The organism is Pseudomonas sp. R2-60-08W, from assembly GCF_003852335.1.
GTDB lineage: Bacteria > Pseudomonadota > Gammaproteobacteria > Pseudomonadales > Pseudomonadaceae > Aquipseudomonas.
On record NZ_CP027731.1, the window covers coordinates 2974819 to 2991224 of the forward strand.

Consider the following 16406-nt stretch of genomic DNA (forward strand, 5'->3'; position numbering starts at 1 on the left):
TTCTCCCGCTGGAGTGCGCAGCACGTCCTGTTGCAGGGCCATTGCCGCCCGGCGCAAGCAAGCGCCCGCGCCACAACGCTTCAATTTGGTGCGCGACAAACTTGAACTTCACCCAGGCGCGCTTCTTCTAATAAGCCTTGAAACCTTGTGGAGCCCTTCGTCGTGCCCAGAATCATTTCGCCCAATACCCCGAAAGCGGCCCTGACCGACCACAGCGAGCACAACGCCAAGATCTTCGGTTCGCCCAAGGACCGTCTCGACTTCTATCGTCGCGAGATCCAGTACGAAACCAGCATCCTGGCCAACCGCACCGACGCCTACCTCACCGCCCAGTCATTTCTGGTCATTGCCTTCGTCTCCGGGATGGGCAATCTCAACCCGGAGTGGGGCAAGCTGTTCACCCTGCTGGTGCCGGCCATTCTCGCCGCGCTGGGGATCCTCAGCTCACTCAACGCCTGGCCGGGCATACGCGCCGCCTACGAGATCATCGATCACTGGCACTACAAGCAAAGCGAGCTGCTGCGCAGTGAACCGGTGATGGGCATGGCCTACGATGACTCGCCGTTGTTTTCCGAAATGGAGTCGACCCACAAGGGCTATCGCAAATCGCTGCTGTTTTCCATGCGCGCGCCTTGGTTATTCATGGGGTTCTGGCTGGTATTGGGCATCTACGCCTTCTACATCCAGGTCGACAACCCGTTGCGATGAGCAATCGTACGGAACTTCATCCAGTAACGCGGCGCCTTAGCATTACGGGGTATAGATTCCCCACAGGCCTGTAAGAGGTGTGCCATGACGACAAACAACGATCCCCAAACCAGTAACCGCAACGACCCAGCGATCGACGGTGGCGAGCCGGCCCCCAGCACTGGCGCCGATGCGCCCAAAGATCCAGCGCCGGCAAGCGACCCAAAGGCCAGGGAAAACGACTACAGTCCAGACTTCAAGCCTGAGCCGCTCGAGCCCAAGCCTGAAACCGATGCTGATATCGACACCCAAGGCGGTTAGAGGAGACAGTTATGTCAAAAGAACTGGATGAAGAACTCAACGATCCTGGAAATGAAGACCCAGGTTCGTTGATGGACGATGCCGAAGTGCCGCTCAACGACTTGGATGAAGCGGCGGACGTCGGCAACACCGAGGAGCAGGACTGATCCGATGGCTGCCAAGGGGGCTCGAGCTTGCAGCAAACGTCTTGCTCGGGCTGCCCACCGGCCTGCGCCCGTCGCGATTACAGCGGCCAGGCGTCACGTTTTTTGCACGGCACGGCGCTCGTACCACGCCAGCATCGGCTGAGTGCTCAGGCCATGCACGACAATGCTCAAGGCTATCACCGACACCGTAAGGTCCACGGCTACCGCGCTGCTGGTGCCGATCAGGCCGTGATTGAGGGCATAGAACAGGTAGAAGATACTGCCGATCCCGCGAATGCCGAACCAGCCCATCAAGCCGCGTTGGCGAAGATCGATCAGGCGTCCCCAGGGCATCGCCAATACGCTCAGCGGCCGGATCACGCAGAACAACAACGCCGCTATCGGCAGAGCGCGCCAATCCCAATGACTGGCCAGCACGATCCCCAGCACCGTCACCAGGAACACTTCCATCGAACGCTCCACCAGCCCGCCGAACGCGAGCATGTCGCCCATCATGACCCCGGCGGCAATTTGCGTGTCTTCCAGCGCGCTGACATCGCCGTGCAAGGCTTTTTCCGGCGCCACTTCCAGATGCCCGACCACGGGTTGGGCCAGGTGCTCGGACGGTGTCTGCGCTTTGCCACTGGATTTGAATTCGGCCTGGCGCAACCCCAGCCCGGCGGCGAATACTGCCAGGAAGCCATAGCCACCCACGGCTTGCGCCGCCACGTAGGCCAGGGCAATCAAGGCCAGGGTCAGGTAATCGTTGGGCGACAGGGTGCTGTCGGCATTGGCGATGCGCATGCGCAAGGTCACACGCCCGATGCCCCGGCCCATCCAGTAGCCAATCAACAAGCCGGCCGGCACCGCCCACAGCAGGTTCTTCAGTACCCAGCCACCCAGCCAGTCACCGTCGAAGCCGCCGTGCTGCATGAACAGCAGCGCGAAAATCACAAAGGGAAAAGCCGTGCCATCGTTCAGCCCGGCTTCACCGGACAAGCCAAAACGCAGCGGGTCATCGTCCTGGGCATTGTTGACCTGGACCAGGCCGGCCAGCACCGGGTCAGTCGGTGCGAGCATGGCGCCGACCAGCAATGACGCGCCCCATGACAACGCCAACAGATAGTGCAACGCCAGGCACACGCCGAAGATGGTCAATAGCATCACCGGCCCGGCCATGCCGAAGGCGATACGCCAGGTGCGATGCTTGAGGGGCAGGCGCAGTTTCAAGCCGCTGACGAACAGTGAAAACAGCACCGCAACTTCAGTCAGGTGCTCCATCCAGCGGGCCGAGCCCTTGATGTCCAGGTGCAGCAGGTTAGCGCCCATCGGGCCGATGGCGACCCCCAGCAACAGGCACACCGCCGAGGTAGTCACCGGCATCCAGCGCAGGTAGGAGGAGGTGAGGGCCAATATCAGCAAAATAGCCCCGAGTACGGCCATCCATAAAATAAACGTCATCAAGCGTGCATCCGGCCGTGGTCTATGCAGGTTGGAGAGGCATGGCCGGACACAGGTTCAATGTGGTTTGACGCTTGCTAGCCGCAGTATCAAGAGCGCCGGAGTCATCGGTCAACGCGCGGGTACCAGGCGCTCCAGCAGCAGGCGCTCCAGGGTGGAAGCCGGCAATGGTCGGCTGAACAGGTAGCCCTGGATCTGGTCACACCCGGCCTCCTTCAAAAACGCCAACTGCTCCTGGGTTTCCACGCCTTCGGCCACCACCCGCAGGTTCAGGCTGTGGGCCAGTTCGATGATGGTGCGGGTGATGGCCGCATCCTGTGGGTTGGTGGTGACTTCGCGGATGAACGCGATGTCGATCTTCAGGGTGTCGATGGGAAAACGGCGCAGATACGCCAGGCTTGAATAGCCGGTGCCGAAGTCATCGATGGAGATTTTCACGCCCATGGCGCGCAGGCGCTGCAGGCTGGCGATGGTGCGCTGAGTGTTCTCCATCAGCGAGCTTTCGGTCAGTTCGACCTCCAGGTAATGGGCCTGAACCCCGGTCCTGGCCAGGGTATGGGCGATATCGGCAATCAGGTCGCCTTCGATCAATTGGTGACCCGAGACATTCACCGACACTTCCACAGCGCCGATAACGCCGCGTTGCCAGGTCGCGATCTGTCGGCACACGCTGTCGATCACCCAGCGCCCGACAATCACGATCAAGCCAATGCTCTCCAGTATGGGAATGAACACCGCCGGAGACACTGGCCCATAGCCTGGGCGCTCCCAGCGCAGCAACGCCTCCAGGGCGCATATCTGGCCACCGGCCAACTCGATCTTGGGCTGGTAGTGCAGGGTGAAATCCTGTTGCTCAACCGCCAGGCGCAAGTCCTTTTCCAGGTCCTGGCGCGCCAGGTCGTGCACGCTCATGCCGGTGGTCTGATCGGTTTGCCGCTGCAGTTGCTGCTCGAGCAACAGGCTATGGTTTTTCAACTGGTCGCCACGGGCCTTGAGCCGCAGCAGGTTGCGCACCCGCAGCCATAACTCGACGCGCTCCACCGGCTTGCTGAGGAACTCCTCAGCGCCGGTTTCCAGGCCACTGACGCGGGCGCTGGACTCGCTCAGGGCCGAGAGCATGATGATCGGGATGCTGGCCGTGGTTTCATCACCCTTCAAATGGCTGGCCACTTCGTAGCCGTCCATGCCCGGCATCATGATGTCCAGCAGGATCAGGTCCGGCGGCTGTTGCGCCACCAACAGCAGGGCTTCTTCACCGCTGGCGGCGCTCAGGGTCTGGTAGCCCTCATGCTGCAGCAGGGTTTCCAGCAGCTTGCGAACCTGGGGTTCGTCGTCAACGATCAACAGCGTGGCGGGTTGGCTGGCCATGGAGAGGGCTCATGTGAGGGGGTTGATAGTCTTTTGCAGCAAGCTGTCGATCACCTGGTACAGCTCTTTGTAGCGCAGCGGCTTGATGATGTAGGCATCGCAACCGGCCAGGCGGGTTTTTTCGCGGTCCTCCTTCATCGCCATCGCGGTCAGGGCGATCACCGGGATATGGGCGGTGATGGGGTCTTGCTTGAGCAGAGACGTGGCGGCCAGGCCGTCCATGCCCGGCAGTTGGATGTCCATCAGGATCAGGGCCGGTTGTTTTTCCCGGGCCAGGGTCAGGCCGATTTCGGCATCGGCGGCCCACAGCACCGTGTGCCCAGCGTTGATCAGCAGCAGGCGGGCCAGGCGCATGTTGGCCTCGTTGTCTTCGACGATCAGGATGTCGGCCATGACGCCTCCGGGGCACGATGCAATGGCAGCCACACTACGAAGCGCGCGCCCAGGCCCACGCGACTGGCCACAGCGACGCTGCCGCCGTGCAGGTCGGTCAGTTGCTTGACCATCGCCAGCCCCAGGCCCGTGCCTTCAAACTTGCGCGCCAGGCTGCTGTCGATCTGGCTGAAGGCCTTGAACAGCTTGCTCATGTCGTCTTCGGCGATACCGATGCCGGCGTCGCTCACGCTCAGTTCCAGAAACCGCTGGTGCGCGCTGGGTTGCAGGGCGAAGCCATGGGCCGGCCAATCCCCCTGCACCTGGCCGACCTGGGCGCGGCTGACTTCGCGCACCGCCAGGGTCACGCGGCCGCCGTGTTCACTGAACTTCACCGCATTGGCCAGCAGGTTGTAGATGATCTGCTTGGTCTTGCGCAGGTCCAGGGCCAGCACGCCGAAATCCGTCGCACATTCGAGCTTCAACTCGATGCGCTGCAGCGCAGCCTTTTCCCGCACGATCAGCAAGCTGTTGGCCAGCAACCCGTCGAGCGCCACGGCTTCCAGCTCCAGGTCCATCATCCCGGCCTCGACCTTGGACAGGTCGAGAATGTCGTTGATCAGCGACAGCAAGTGCTGCCCGCTGGTGAAAATATCGCCGATGTATTCGCGCTGCACTTCGCTCATATCGCCCACCAGGCCATCCTTGAGCGCCTCGGAAAAGCCGATCACCGCGTTCAGCGGCGTGCGCAACTCGTGGGACATGGTCGCAAGGAACTCGGACTTCATGTGGCTGGCATGCTCCAGCTCCAGGTTCTTTTCTTCCAGCGCGCGCTCGAAGCCTTTGCGTTCGGCTTCCTCCTGCTTGCGTGCGGTGTTGTCGGTACCGATCAGCAGGTAGCCAATGATGGTGTCATGGCGGTTGCGCAAGGCGGTCACCGAGACCATGGCCGACAGGCGACTGCCGTCCTTGCGGATATAGGTCAGTTCATAAATGTCCTCGATGCCACGGGAAGCCTTGAACACCAGGGCTTCGAAGCCCGGTGTGATCGGCGTGTCGAGTTCCAGGCTGAGGGCCGCGGCGCGGGTGATCAGTTCGGCAGGGTCGGAGATGTCGGCGGGGGTGATGCGGTTGAGCACATCGGCAGCGGCGTAGCCGAGCATGCGTTCGGCGCCGACATTGAAAATCTGGATCACGCCTTTTTCGTCAGTGGCGATGCTGGAGAAATACGCGCTGTTGAAGATCGCATCCTGCAGCGCACCGGTCTTGAGCAAGGTTTTCTGGCGTTTGAACTCAACGATCTTTTCAGCGCGTGATTGGGGCGGGTCGGGTAGAGGGGTGTCCATTGCCAAGCATTCCGTGAACTTCAGGCCTGCCATCGGCAGAGCACGATGGCGTGGAGCATGCTCATTGACGATCGCGCGAACGCGACGCGCAGGAGATGCGTTCTTGGGACAATAGCAGAAAACATGGCGTTTTGATGGCTACGCCATCCATTTGACGCGTAAAAGCCGGCGCTACAGGGCTTTGCGTATTTTTTGCTGGGTGAAACGTTTCATCAGGCAAATAAATGCGCACGCAAGCGCTTGCGTAAGCAAATGTATCTGGACTAGAGTCGGCAGCACTCGACAACAAAAACAATAAATCCAGGAGCTCATCCATGAGCCTTGAACCCTTGCTTGAGATGCAGGGCATCAGCAAAACCTTCAACGGTTTGCGCGTGCTCAAAAGCGTCGGCCTGAAGGTCTACCCCGGCGAAATCCACGCTTTGATGGGGGAGAACGGTGCCGGCAAATCCACGCTGATGAAAATTCTCTCCGGCGCCTATCAAGCCGACCCTGGCGGCGAAATCCGCATCGATGGCCAGCCCGTCGCGACCTTCACGCCTGCTACCGCAAAAGCCCTCGGCATCGCCGTGATCTACCAGGAATTGAGCCTGTGCCCGAACCTGAGTGTGGCCGAGAACATCTACCTGGGCCGCGAGCTGCGGCGTGGCTGGACCATCGACCGCAAGAGCATGCAGGACGGCTGCATCGAGGTGTTGCAACGCCTGGGCGCCGAGTTCAAACCCTCGACGCCGGTCAGCGGCCTGTCGATTGCCGAGCGTCAACTGGTGGAAATCGCCCGCGCCCTGCATGCCCACGCCAGGATCCTGGTGATGGACGAGCCGACCACGCCGCTGTCCTCCCGCGAGACCGACCGCCTGTTTGCGCTGATCAAACAACTGCGCGGCCAGGGCTTGGCGATCATCTACATCAGCCACCGCATGGCCGAGATCTACGAGTTGTCGGACCGGGTGTCGGTGCTGCGCGACGGCCAGTACATTGGCGAACTGACCCGCGATGCGTTGTCGGCCGAAGTGCTGGTGAAAATGATGGTGGGCCGCGACCTCTCCGGCTTCTACAAGAAAGAACACGCCGCCTATAACCCTGGCAATGTGGTGATGCGCGTGCGTGACATGGCCGACGGCAAGCGCGTGCGCCACTGCAGCTTCGACCTGCATGCCGGCGAAGTGCTGGGCATCGCCGGGTTGGTCGGGGCAGGGCGCACGGAGCTGGCGCGGCTGATCTTTGGCGCCGACCCACGCACCAGCGGCACCCTCGAAGTGGTCGGCAAGCACGTGACCCAATTGCGCACCCCGGCCGATGCGATCCGCGCCGGCGTGGTGTACCTCACCGAGGACCGCAAGGCCCAGGGCCTGTTCCTCGACATGAGCGTGGCCGACAACATCAATGTGTGCGCCTGTGTGCCGGATGCCCACGCCGGCGGTGTGCTGGATCGCAGCCATGGCGCACAGCGCGCCAACGACGCAATCAAGGCGCTGTCGATCCGCGTGGCGTCGGGCAAGGTCAATGTGGGCGCGCTGTCCGGTGGCAACCAGCAAAAGGTGTTGCTGGCGCGGCTGCTGGAGGTCAAGCCCCATGTGCTGATCCTGGATGAGCCCACCCGTGGCGTGGACATCGGCTCCAAATCCGAGATCTACCGCATCATCAATCAGTTGGCCCAGGCGGGTGTTGGCATCGTGGTGATCTCCAGCGAGCTGCCGGAAATCATCGGCACCTGCGACCGTGTGCTGGTCATGCGCGAAGGCCAGTTGGTGGCTGAAGTCGGCGGGGCCTCCGGTCACGTCATCTCCCAGGAACGTATTATCGACCTCGCCACCGGTGGCGATCAGGTGGTGGTCAATGGCTGAATCGAATATCGCAACAACCACGACGGGCAAGGCTGAACGCGTACGCGAGCTGATGCGCACGGTGGGCATGTTGCCGGTGCTGGTGCTGCTGCTGGTGGGCTTTGCCCTGGCCAGCGAAAACTTCCTGACGATGCAGAACCTGTCGATCATCACGCAGCAGGCCTCAGTGAATGTGGTGCTGGCGGCCGGCATGACGTTTGTGATTCTGACGGCGGGTATCGACCTGTCCGTCGGCGCGATCCTCGCGGCGTCGGCGGTGGTCGCCCTGCAGGCGTCGATGTCGCCGCAGTTCGGCATGTTCGGGATTGCCGCCGGTATTGGCTTCGGGCTGTTGCTGGGCCTGGTCAACGGCGGATTGATCGCGTTCATGCGCCTGCCGCCGTTTATCGTCACCCTCGGCGCGCTGACCGCCATGCGCGGCTTGGCGCGCTTGCTGGCCGATGACAAGACGGTGTTCAACCCGGATTTGCCGTTTGCCTTTATCGGCAACGACTCGATCCTCGGCGTGCCGTGGCTGGTGGTCATCGCCGTGGCCGTGGTGGCGCTGTCGTGGTTCATCCTGCGCCGCACAGTGATGGGCGTGCAGATCTACTCGGTGGGCGGCAACCCGGAAGCCGCGCGGCTGTCGGGAATCAAGGTGTGGAAAGTGCTGTTGTTCGTCTACGCCATGTCCGGCGCCCTGGCCGGGCTTGGCGCGGTGATGAGCGCCTCGCGCCTGTTCGCCGCCAATGGCTTGCAATTGGGCCAGTCCTACGAGCTGGATGCGATCGCGGCGGTGATCCTCGGCGGCACCAGCTTCACCGGCGGCGTCGGCACCATCGGTGGCACGCTGATCGGCGCACTGATCATCGCGGTGCTCACCAATGGCCTGGTGCTGCTGGGGGTATCGGATATCTGGCAGTACATCATCAAGGGCATCGTGATCATCGGCGCGGTGGCGCTGGATCGCTATCGCCAGTCCGGCGCCCGAACCTGAGTTCACTCCTACAACAATCACAAGAGAGACCGCCATGAACGTCAAACGTATCTTCCCCGTCATTGCCTTGGCTGCCCTGATGTCCCAGGCCGTGCACGCCCGCGAACTCAAGGCCCTGGGCATCAGCATGGGCTCGTTGGGCAACCCGTATTTCGTGACCCTGGCCGACGGCGCCACGGCGCAGGCGAAGGCACTCAACCCCAACGTCAAGGTGACGTCGGTGTCGGCTGACTATGATTTGAGCAAGCAGTTCTCGCAGATCGACAACTTCATCTCGTCCAAGGTCGACCTGATCCTGATCAACGCCGTCGACCCGTCCGCCATGGCCTCGGCGATCAAGAAAGCCCGCGACGCCGGCATTGTGGTGGTGGCGGTGGATGTGGACGCCAAGGGTGTGAACGCCACGGTGCAGACCGACAACGTCGAAGCCGGCAAGCTGGCCTGCCAGTACCTGGTGGACAAGCTGTCGGGCAAAGGCAATGTGATCATCCAGAACGGCCCGCAAGTGACCGCCGTGACCGACCGCGTCAAAGGCTGCAAGGCCGCACTGGCCACCGCGCCGGATATCAAGCTGCTGTCCGATGACCAGGACGCCAAGGGCTCGCGCGAAGGCGGCCTGAACGCGATGCAGGGTTACCTGACACGCTTCCCGAAAATCGACGGCCTGTTCGCGATCAACGACCCCCAAGCCATCGGCAGCGACCTGGCGGCCAAGCAGCTCAAGCGCAGCGGCATCATCATTACCTCGGTGGACGGCGCGCCGGATATCGAGAATGCGCTCAAGACCGACACACAAATCCAGGCATCTGCCAGCCAGGACCCGTGGGCCATGGCCCAGACGGCGGTGAACGTCGGCAATGACCTGCTCAATGACAAGGCCCCGGCCGAAGCGGTGACCCTGCTCACGCCCAAACTCATCACCCGCGACAACGTCGGCAGCTACAGCGGCTGGTCGAGCAAGCACTGATTGACTCAAGGGGAGCGCGCCGTGGTCACCATGGACGACGTGGCAAGCAGGGCCGGCGTGTCGCCGTCGACCGTGTCCCACGTGTTGAACGGCACCCGCAAGGTCAGCCCTGCCACGGTGCAGGCGGTACAGCGTGCGATCCGGGAGCTGGGCTACATTCCCAACACCCTGGCGCGCGCGCTGGCCCGTTCCACCACCAACACCATTGGCGTGGCGATCTCGGCGCTGTCCAACCATTACTTCAGCGAGACGGTGCACGCGATTGAAACCGAGTGCGCCCGGCACGGCTACATGATGCTGTTTGTCGACACCCACGACGACCCGGAGCAGGAATTGCGCGTGGTCACCGCGCTGCATCACCGCCGGGTCGACGGGATTGTGCTGGCGCCGTCGAACGGCTCGCTGGCGCTGGACTACCTGCGCGCCAATGAGCTGCCTGCGGTGCTGGTCGATCGCATGATGAGCGAGCAGTTCGATCAGGTCGGGGTGGAGAATAGCCAGGCCACCCAGGCGTTGATCGAGCACCTGATCGCCCACGGGCACCGGCGCATCGGCTTTATCGCCGGGCGTGCGGGCTTCAGCACCACCGATGAGCGGGTGGCGGGCTACCAGGCCGCGTTGCAGGCGGCGGGGCTGGCGTTCGATCCACGGTTGCTGGTCAACGGCGGCTCCAATACCGAGCCGGCCCGCCAGGCCACCCGGCAGTTGCTGAGCCTGGCCGAACCGCCGACCGCCATCATGGCCGGCAATAACCTGATGACCCTCGGCGCCATGCACGCCCTGCGTGATGCACAGATCGAGGTGCCGGGGCACATGGCGTTGGTCGGCTTCGATGATTTCGAATGGGCGGACTTTTTCGTGCCGCGCCTGACCTTGATCGCCCAGCCGGTCCAGCAACTCGGCGCCCGCGCTGTCGAGCTGTTGCTGCAACGCATGGCGACCCCCACTGCACCCAAGCACAGCGTGCGCTTGGCGCCACGCCTGCAGGTGCGTAATTCCTGTGGCTGTGATTGATCGGACCCACCCCGTATGAACCGTCCTGTTTCCCTTGGTATAGACCTTGGCACCTCCGAACTCAAAGCCATCCTCATGGACCTCGACGGCAGCGTGCTGGCCCGCGCGGGCGTGCACTTGAGCGTGTCGCGCCGCCATGGCGGCTGGTCCGAGCAGGCGCCCGAAGACTGGTGGCAGGCCTGCCTGCAGGCACTGGACTCACTGCGCACCCATGAGGCGTTTGCCCGCGTGGCCTGTATCGGCCTGTCGGGGCAGATGCACGGCGCGGTATTGCTGGGGGCCGACAACCGCGTGTTGTACCCGGCAATCCTGTGGGACGACTCCCGCGCGGTTCGGCAGGCAGAACAACTGGGCACCGGCTATGCCGAGATCACCGGCAGCTTGCCGATGGCCGGGTTGACCGCACCAAAACTACTCTGGCTGCAACAGCACGAGCCCGAGGTGTTCAAGGCGATTGATTGCGTGCTGTCGCCCAAGGATTACCTGCGCTTGCGCCTGTGCGGGGAGCGGATCAGCGAGATGTCGGACGCCGCCGGCACCCTGTGGCTGGACGTGGCGCGGCGTGAATGGTTTACCCCGATGCTGCGCGCCACCGGCCTGACGCCTGCGCAAATGCCCCGACTGGTGGAGGGCGGTGCCGCAAGCGCTGGTGTCACGGCCGCTGGCTTGGGCTTGTCGCCGCAGGTGGTGATCGCCGGGGGCGGCGGCGATAACCCGGCAGCGGCCGTCGGGATCGGCGCTATTGATGCCGGTGACGGGTTTATCACCCTGGGCACCAGCGCGGCGATTGTCGCGATTACCGCTCACGCCGCCGGCAACCCGGCCAGTGCGGTGCACAGCTTCTGCCATGCACTGCCCGAGCGCTGGTACACCATGGGCGCCATGCTGGCCGGCGCCAGTTGCTTGCGCTGGGTAACGCGCCTGACGGGCACGGCGGATGAACAAACGCTGTTGGAGCAGGTGCAGGCGCAACTGCCAATCGAACACGCGGTGCCGCTGTCCACCCCGTTGTTTCTGCCGTACCTGGCGGGTGAGCGTACGCCGCATAACGACCCCTTGCTGCGCGGCGGCTTCATGGGGCTTGGCCATGACTGCGCACCGGCGATGCTTGGCTATGCGGTGATGGAAGGCGTGGGTTTTGGCTTGCTCGACGCCTGGCGCGCGGTGCAGTCGACCGGGGCTGAGGTCAAATCCTTCGCGCTCGTCGGCGGCGGGGCGCGCAGTGAGTATTGGGCGCAACTGCTGGCGAATATTCTGCAGCGGGAGGTTTTTACCCTGCATGGCAGCGAACTGAGCGCATGCATCGGGGCGGCGAAATTGGGGTTCATGGCCATCGGGGAGGGCGCTGATTTGCTGGCGGCGGGGATGCCGGTGAAGGCGCGGTATGTACCTGACGAGGGGGTGCAGCCAGTGTTGGCGGCGCGGTATGGCAAATTCAAGGGGTTGCTTGCTGCAGCCAAAGCCCTCCGGGATTGAACAGGATCATTCCCACGCTCTCGCGTGGGAATGCAGCCCGTGACGCTCTGCGTCATCTGCTCACTTGCAGCGGTTGGCGAGACGCGGAGCGTCCCAGGAGGCGTTCCCACGCAGAGCGTGGGAACGATCAGTGTTCTGCGTGCTGTCAGTCGGTCAACGGCGGCAAGCGCCGTTTCACCGGGGTTTTTTTGACGATGGCGGTGTTGGTTTCGGCATACCCATTGATCCGGTCGAGCAGGCTGTCCAGGTGGTCCATGGTGCGCACATGCAGGCGGGCGATGAAGCAGTCTTCGCCGGTGACTTTATCGCATTCGGTGAATTCGGGGATCGCCTGGATCTGCCGTTCCACTTCCTGCAACTTGCCGGGCAGGGGACGGATGCGCACGATGGCCTGCAGCAGGTAGCCAAAGTGTTTGGGATCGATATCGACGGTGTAGTGGGTCAACACGCCGCGCTCCTCCAGGCGGCGCAAGCGCTCGCCGACGCTTGGCGAAGACAGCCCGGTGATGCCGGCCAGGGCTTTGAGGGACAGGCGCGAGTCATCCATCAAGGCGGCGATCAGTTGCTGGTCGATGGTGTCAATCATAGGGTTCGCCTAATAAGAAAAGGTGAATCGACGGTTTGGCCTTTTTTAGTCGCTGGAGCGGCTGTCGGGCAGCTTGCCATAATTGCGCCTCACTTGAGGAGCATCAATCATGGATACAGCTGTCCGTCGCGGAACCTGGGAAATGATTGCCGCCATGCTGATCTCCGGCACCATCGGCTGGTTTGTGCTGGTGTCCGGCGTGTCGGTGATCGAAGTGGTGTTCTGGCGCTGTGTGATCGGGGCGCTGGCGCTGCTGCTGGTGTGCGCATGGCTCGGCTACCTGAAGCTGGACTTGCTCAGTTGGGCCAAGTTCGGGCTGGCGGTACTCAGCGGAGTGGCCATCGTCGGCAACTGGCTGCTGCTGTTCGAATCCTACTCGCGTGCGTCAATCGCCATCAGTACGGCGGTGTACAACGTGCAGCCGTTTCTATTGGTGATGCTGGCGGCGCTGTTTCTCGGTGAGAAAATCACCCTGCAGAAGATGGCTTGGTTGAGCGTGGCGTTCTTGGGCATGCTGGCAATCGTCACGGCCCATGGTGAACAACCGGCTGGCGAGGACTATTTGACCGGCATCGCGCTGGCCCTGGGCGCGGCGTTGTTGTATGCGATTGCAGCGCTGATCATCAAGCAACTCAAGCAAGTGCCGCCGCATTTGATGGCGTTGATCCAGGTGACTACCGGCGCGGTATTGCTGGCGCCGCTGGTGCCTTGGGACCACTTGCCCGCGTCGACCGATGCCTGGGCGGCACTCGCCACCCTCGGCCTGGTGCACACGGGGTTGATGTATGTGTTGTTGTACGGGGCGATACAGAAGCTGCCGACTGCGATGACCGGCGCCTTGTCGTTCATTTACCCGATTGCGGCGATTTTCGTCGACTGGATCGCCTTCGGGCATCGCCTGGGATGGCTGCAATGGTTGGGCGTGGCGGCGATTCTGCTGGCGGCGGCGGGGTTGCAGCGGGGCTGGTGGTGGCCCCGTAACCTCGGTAGGAGCGAGGGGGACGCCTAGTTCTTGCTCGCGAAGAACGCTAACGATAACGCAGCTCATCGGGTAAACATGCGGCGTTCTCAGGTTTTTCGCGAGCAAGCTCGCTCCTACAGAGGGTCAGTGTGTGCCCTGGAAAATGATGTTTTCCGGGTTGAAATGCTCCACGGCGCTGCCCGGCTGCGGCAATCCGAGGATGTGCCCCTTGATCTTGCCGACCACGTGCATTTCGCACGGTTTGCAGTCGAACTTCAGCGTCAGCACTTCATCGCCATGGATCAACTGCATCGGGGCCACCTTGGTCTTCACCCCCGTCACACCCTTGGCCTGTTTAGGGCACAGGTTGAACGAGAAACGCAGGCAGTGCTTGGTGATCATCACCGGCACTTCGCCGGTTTCTTCGTGAGCCTCGAAGGCGGCATCGATCAGCTTCACACCGTGACGGTGGTAAAAGTCGCGGGCCTTCTGGTTGTAGACGTTGGCCAGGAACGACAGGTGCGCGTCCGGGTACACCGGCGGCGGCGTGGTCTCGGCCTTGCGTCCACCGCGCGGGTGCGCGGCGACGCGAGCGACGGTCAGCGCTTCGATCACTTCACGGCGTAGCGCCTTGAGCTGCGAGTTGGGAATGAAGAACGCGTGCGGCGCGTCCAACTCGATGCGGGTGGCGTGGTACTCGGTAGTACCGAGCTGGCCCAGCAGGTCGCGCAGGGTATCCAGGGCCTGTTCCGGCTTGTTGGCCACGCCAAACGGGCCGGGCAGGGTGACGCTGGCGCTGATGCCTTCTTCGCTGGTGGCGGTGATTTGCAACTGTTCTTCACGCAGGCGCGCCACCCACGCCAGGCCGATACGACGCTCGGCTGAGGTCTTGAGCAGCGCCTGTTGCCAGTTATGGTCCAGATTGCGGTTCAACGGGTGATTCGGGCGCAGCTGGTGCAGGCCCGCCGGCATTTCGTTCGGTTCGACGCGGTAGCGATAGCGCTTCTCGCCGTCTTCCTCGAATTCGCCCTTGGGCTCGGCGATGTTGGCGCGGAACCCCACCACTTCACGCTTGACCAGTACATTGAGGCCGTCGCCGTTGGACAGCGGCTCATGGGTGACCACCTGCAAGTCGCGCTTGCCGGCTTTTTCCACCACACCCACCGGCAGGCCGGTGAAGGTCGGGGTGTCGAAGGCGCCGATATCGATCTTGCGGTCGCTGACAAAGTAGTCGGTACTGCCACGGTGGAAGGTTTTTTCCGGGTCGGGCAGGAAGAAGTGCGCGGTACGCCCGCTGGAAGCGCGGGCCAGGTCCGGGCGGTCTTCGAGGATTTCGTCGAGGCGCTGGCGGTAGTAGGCGGTGATGTTCTTCACATAGCCCATGTCCTTGTAGCGGCCTTCGATCTTGAACGAACGCACGCCGGCTTCGACCAGTGCGCGCAGGTTGGCGCTCTGGTTGTTGTCTTTCATCGACAGCAGGTGCTTTTCAAAGGCGACGACGCGGCCCTGATCATCTTTCAAGGTATACGGCAGGCGGCACGCCTGGGAGCAATCGCCACGGTTGGCGCTGCGGCCGTTCTGCGCGTGGGAAATATTGCACTGCCCGGAGAACGCCACGCACAAGGCGCCATGGATGAAGAACTCGATGGCGGCATCGGTCTCGTCGGCGATGGCGCGGATCTCTTGCAGGTTCAGCTCGCGGGCCAGTACCAACTGGGAGAAACCGGCCTGGTCGAGAAACTTGGCGCGGCCCAGGGTGCGAATATCGGTCTGGGTGCTGGCGTGCAGCTCGATGGGCGGAATATCCAGCTCCATCACGCCCAGGTCTTGCACGATCAAGGCATCGACACCGGCGTCGTAGAGCTGGTGGATCAACTTGCGCGCCGGCTCCAGCTCGTTGTCATGCAAGATGGTGTTGATAGTGGTGAAGACGCGAGCGTGGTAACGGCGGGCGAATTCCACCAGTTGAGCGATATCGCTCACCTCGTTACAGGCATTGTGACGGGCGCCGAAGCTCGGCCCACCGATATAAATGGCGTCGGCGCCATGCAGGATAGCCTCGCGTGCGATGGCCACATCGCGGGCAGGGCTGAGCAATTCCAGGTGATGCTTGGGCAAGGACATAGTTTTTTTAGTCAGGCTTGTCACGGTCGAGGCGGGCATTGTAGCTGCGAAAAGTCTTACCGGCATCTACCACAGGGCTGTCGGGCTCATGGACCTGCCGCTGATGGCGGTGGGTCAGTCACGCGTGCACTTGTTGAGACGGCCTCATCGGGAGCAAGCCCCCTCCCACAGTTTTGACCGAGTTCGGCATCCAGGCCCGGTTGGCTCCAAGACCTTTCGCTGTGTTTACCCAAAGCGGTCGGTATGCGCCGAGCCAATGTGGGAGGGGGCTTGCCCCCGATGGCGGTGGGTCAGTCACACATGCACTTGCTGGCACTGCCTCATCGGGAGCAAGCCCCCTCACACAGTTTTGATCGAGTCAGGCCTTGGCCGCCATCGCCGTTACTTCAACACGCATGCCTTCTACAGCCAACGCGGCGACACCCAACGCAGCCCGTACCGGCCATGGCTTGGCGAAAAAGCGTTTGTAGACTTCGTTGAACGCGGCGCGGTCGGCCATGTCGGTCAGGTAGATGGTCAGGTGCATGACCCGGTCCATGGAACTGCCGGCTTTTTCCAGCGCGACTTTCAGCGCTTGCAGGGTGCATTCGCTTTGCAGCGTGATATCGCCCAGTTCCAGGCTGCCGTCGGCGCGGGTTGGAATCTGGGTGGAGACCAGGATGCCGTTGAAGCCGATCACGTCGGAGGAGATCGAATCGGCATCCGGGTCGGGTGTGAAGGTCAGGTCGCGGTTGGCCATGGGCGCCTCGTGTTGGCAGGAACGAAAAGGCGCCAT

At 62.6% G+C, this 16406-nt stretch carries 17 protein-coding genes; 9 read left to right on the plus strand and 8 right to left on the minus strand.

Annotation, left to right across the window (positions count from 1 at the left end; all coding sequences use genetic code 11):
• The first annotated feature begins 162 nt into the window (after positions 1 to 162).
• The 3 genes from C4J90_RS13425 to C4J90_RS27105 all read left to right on the plus strand — a co-directional run bounded on the left by C4J90_RS13425 (position 163) and on the right by C4J90_RS27105 (position 1154).
• Positions 163 to 708: a hypothetical protein gene (locus C4J90_RS13425; RefSeq protein WP_124420014.1), complete on the plus strand. Its 546-nt coding sequence runs from the start codon at positions 163 to 165 to the stop codon at positions 706 to 708.
• 84 nt (positions 709 to 792) lie between these two features.
• A complete protein-coding gene (locus C4J90_RS13430; RefSeq protein WP_124420015.1) occupies positions 793 to 1008 on the plus strand; it encodes a hypothetical protein in 216 nt (71 codons plus the stop codon).
• An 11-nt stretch (positions 1009 to 1019) separates the two neighbouring features.
• A complete protein-coding gene (locus C4J90_RS27105; protein WP_256658857.1) occupies positions 1020 to 1154 on the plus strand; it encodes a hypothetical protein in 135 nt (44 codons plus the stop codon).
• Positions 1155 to 1247: 93 nt separating this feature from the next.
• On the opposite strand, the gene C4J90_RS13435 is transcribed toward C4J90_RS27105, so the two are convergent.
• The 5 genes from C4J90_RS13435 to C4J90_RS13455 all read right to left on the minus strand — a co-directional run bounded on the left by C4J90_RS13435 (position 1248) and on the right by C4J90_RS13455 (position 5996).
• Positions 1248 to 2594 carry a sodium:proton antiporter gene (locus tag C4J90_RS13435; protein WP_124414704.1) on the minus strand — a complete coding sequence of 449 codons (1347 nt, stop codon included), beginning with the start codon at positions 2592 to 2594 and terminating at the stop codon, positions 1248 to 1250.
• Between the two features lie 111 nt (positions 2595 to 2705).
• Positions 2706 to 3962, minus strand: a complete 1257-nt coding sequence (locus C4J90_RS13440; RefSeq protein WP_124362852.1) for an EAL domain-containing response regulator — start codon at positions 3960 to 3962, stop codon at positions 2706 to 2708.
• Between the two features lie 9 nt (positions 3963 to 3971).
• Positions 3972 to 4355, minus strand: a complete 384-nt coding sequence (locus C4J90_RS13445; protein WP_124362853.1) for a response regulator — start codon at positions 4353 to 4355, stop codon at positions 3972 to 3974.
• A complete protein-coding gene (locus tag C4J90_RS13450) occupies positions 4340 to 5680 on the minus strand; it encodes a HAMP domain-containing sensor histidine kinase (RefSeq protein ID WP_124420016.1) in 1341 nt (446 codons plus the stop codon). The genes C4J90_RS13445 and C4J90_RS13450 overlap by 16 nt, the downstream gene beginning before the upstream one ends.
• 61 nt (positions 5681 to 5741) lie before the next feature.
• The gene (locus tag C4J90_RS13455) at positions 5742 to 5996 is read right to left on the minus strand and encodes a hypothetical protein (protein WP_124420017.1); all 255 of its coding nucleotides are present in this window, start codon (positions 5994 to 5996) and stop codon (positions 5742 to 5744) included.
• Between C4J90_RS13455 and C4J90_RS13460 the strand changes: the two genes are divergently transcribed.
• From C4J90_RS13460 to xylB, 5 genes are read left to right on the plus strand one after another with little or no spacing between them, the layout of a single operon-like run.
• Positions 5995 to 7527 (plus strand): sugar ABC transporter ATP-binding protein, encoded by a 1533-nt coding sequence (locus tag C4J90_RS13460; RefSeq protein ID WP_124420018.1) that lies wholly within the window; start codon positions 5995 to 5997, stop codon positions 7525 to 7527. The genes C4J90_RS13455 and C4J90_RS13460 overlap by 2 nt on opposite strands.
• The gene (locus tag C4J90_RS13465) at positions 7520 to 8503 is read left to right on the plus strand and encodes a ribose ABC transporter permease (RefSeq protein ID WP_124367048.1); all 984 of its coding nucleotides are present in this window, start codon (positions 7520 to 7522) and stop codon (positions 8501 to 8503) included. Before C4J90_RS13460 ends, C4J90_RS13465 begins: the two co-directional genes overlap by 8 nt.
• Before the next feature lie 34 nt (positions 8504 to 8537).
• Positions 8538 to 9470, plus strand: a complete 933-nt coding sequence (locus tag C4J90_RS13470; RefSeq protein ID WP_124420019.1) for an ABC transporter substrate-binding protein — start codon at positions 8538 to 8540, stop codon at positions 9468 to 9470.
• A 21-nt stretch (positions 9471 to 9491) separates the two neighbouring features.
• Complete coding sequence (locus C4J90_RS13475; protein WP_124414709.1) at positions 9492 to 10484, plus strand: LacI family DNA-binding transcriptional regulator; 993 nt, start codon at positions 9492 to 9494, stop codon at positions 10482 to 10484.
• 15 nt (positions 10485 to 10499) lie between these two features.
• Positions 10500 to 11960 (plus strand): xylulokinase, encoded by a 1461-nt coding sequence (xylB, locus tag C4J90_RS13480; RefSeq protein WP_124420020.1) that lies wholly within the window; start codon positions 10500 to 10502, stop codon positions 11958 to 11960.
• Between the two features lie 145 nt (positions 11961 to 12105).
• Here the strand turns inward: xylB and C4J90_RS13485 are convergent, their stop codons facing one another.
• Complete coding sequence (locus C4J90_RS13485) at positions 12106 to 12546, minus strand: Lrp/AsnC family transcriptional regulator (protein ID WP_124362860.1); 441 nt, start codon at positions 12544 to 12546, stop codon at positions 12106 to 12108.
• A 109-nt stretch (positions 12547 to 12655) separates the two neighbouring features.
• Here C4J90_RS13485 and C4J90_RS13490 point away from each other — a divergent pair, with 109 nt between their 5' ends.
• Positions 12656 to 13555 carry a DMT family transporter gene (locus C4J90_RS13490; protein ID WP_124420021.1) on the plus strand — a complete coding sequence of 300 codons (900 nt, stop codon included), beginning with the start codon at positions 12656 to 12658 and terminating at the stop codon, positions 13553 to 13555.
• Between the two features lie 96 nt (positions 13556 to 13651).
• On the opposite strand, the gene C4J90_RS13495 is transcribed toward C4J90_RS13490, so the two are convergent.
• Entirely contained in the window at positions 13652 to 15631 is a 1980-nt protein-coding gene (locus C4J90_RS13495) for a U32 family peptidase (RefSeq protein WP_124362862.1), read from the minus strand.
• Positions 15632 to 15989: 358 nt separating this feature from the next.
• Complete coding sequence (locus C4J90_RS13500; RefSeq protein ID WP_124420022.1) at positions 15990 to 16370, minus strand: RidA family protein; 381 nt, start codon at positions 16368 to 16370, stop codon at positions 15990 to 15992.
• Positions 16371 to 16406: the final 36 nt, after the last annotated feature.

Excerpts from the sequence above, each read along its gene's own strand:
- C4J90_RS13430 (WP_124420015.1), top strand. The coding sequence starts at position 793 with ATGACGACAAACAACGATCCCCAAACCAGTAACCGCAACGACCCAGCG.
- C4J90_RS27105 (WP_256658857.1), top strand. The coding sequence starts at position 1,020 with ATGTCAAAAGAACTGGATGAAGAACTCAACGATCCTGGAAATGAAGAC.
- C4J90_RS13435 (WP_124414704.1), bottom strand. The coding sequence starts at position 2,594 with ATGACGTTTATTTTATGGATGGCCGTACTCGGGGCTATTTTGCTGATA.
- C4J90_RS13440 (WP_124362852.1), bottom strand. The coding sequence starts at position 3,962 with ATGGCCAGCCAACCCGCCACGCTGTTGATCGTTGACGACGAACCCCAG.
- C4J90_RS13445 (WP_124362853.1), bottom strand. The coding sequence starts at position 4,355 with ATGGCCGACATCCTGATCGTCGAAGACAACGAGGCCAACATGCGCCTG.
- C4J90_RS13450 (WP_124420016.1), bottom strand. The coding sequence starts at position 5,680 with ATGGACACCCCTCTACCCGACCCGCCCCAATCACGCGCTGAAAAGATC.
- C4J90_RS13460 (WP_124420018.1), top strand. The coding sequence starts at position 5,995 with ATGAGCCTTGAACCCTTGCTTGAGATGCAGGGCATCAGCAAAACCTTC.
- C4J90_RS13455 (WP_124420017.1), bottom strand. The coding sequence starts at position 5,996 with ATGGATGAGCTCCTGGATTTATTGTTTTTGTTGTCGAGTGCTGCCGAC.
- C4J90_RS13465 (WP_124367048.1), top strand. The coding sequence starts at position 7,520 with ATGGCTGAATCGAATATCGCAACAACCACGACGGGCAAGGCTGAACGC.
- C4J90_RS13470 (WP_124420019.1), top strand. The coding sequence starts at position 8,538 with ATGAACGTCAAACGTATCTTCCCCGTCATTGCCTTGGCTGCCCTGATG.
- xylB (WP_124420020.1), top strand. The coding sequence starts at position 10,500 with ATGAACCGTCCTGTTTCCCTTGGTATAGACCTTGGCACCTCCGAACTC.
- C4J90_RS13485 (WP_124362860.1), bottom strand. The coding sequence starts at position 12,546 with ATGATTGACACCATCGACCAGCAACTGATCGCCGCCTTGATGGATGAC.
- C4J90_RS13490 (WP_124420021.1), top strand. The coding sequence starts at position 12,656 with ATGGATACAGCTGTCCGTCGCGGAACCTGGGAAATGATTGCCGCCATG.
- C4J90_RS13495 (WP_124362862.1), bottom strand. The coding sequence starts at position 15,631 with ATGTCCTTGCCCAAGCATCACCTGGAATTGCTCAGCCCTGCCCGCGAT.
- C4J90_RS13500 (WP_124420022.1), bottom strand. The coding sequence starts at position 16,370 with ATGGCCAACCGCGACCTGACCTTCACACCCGACCCGGATGCCGATTCG.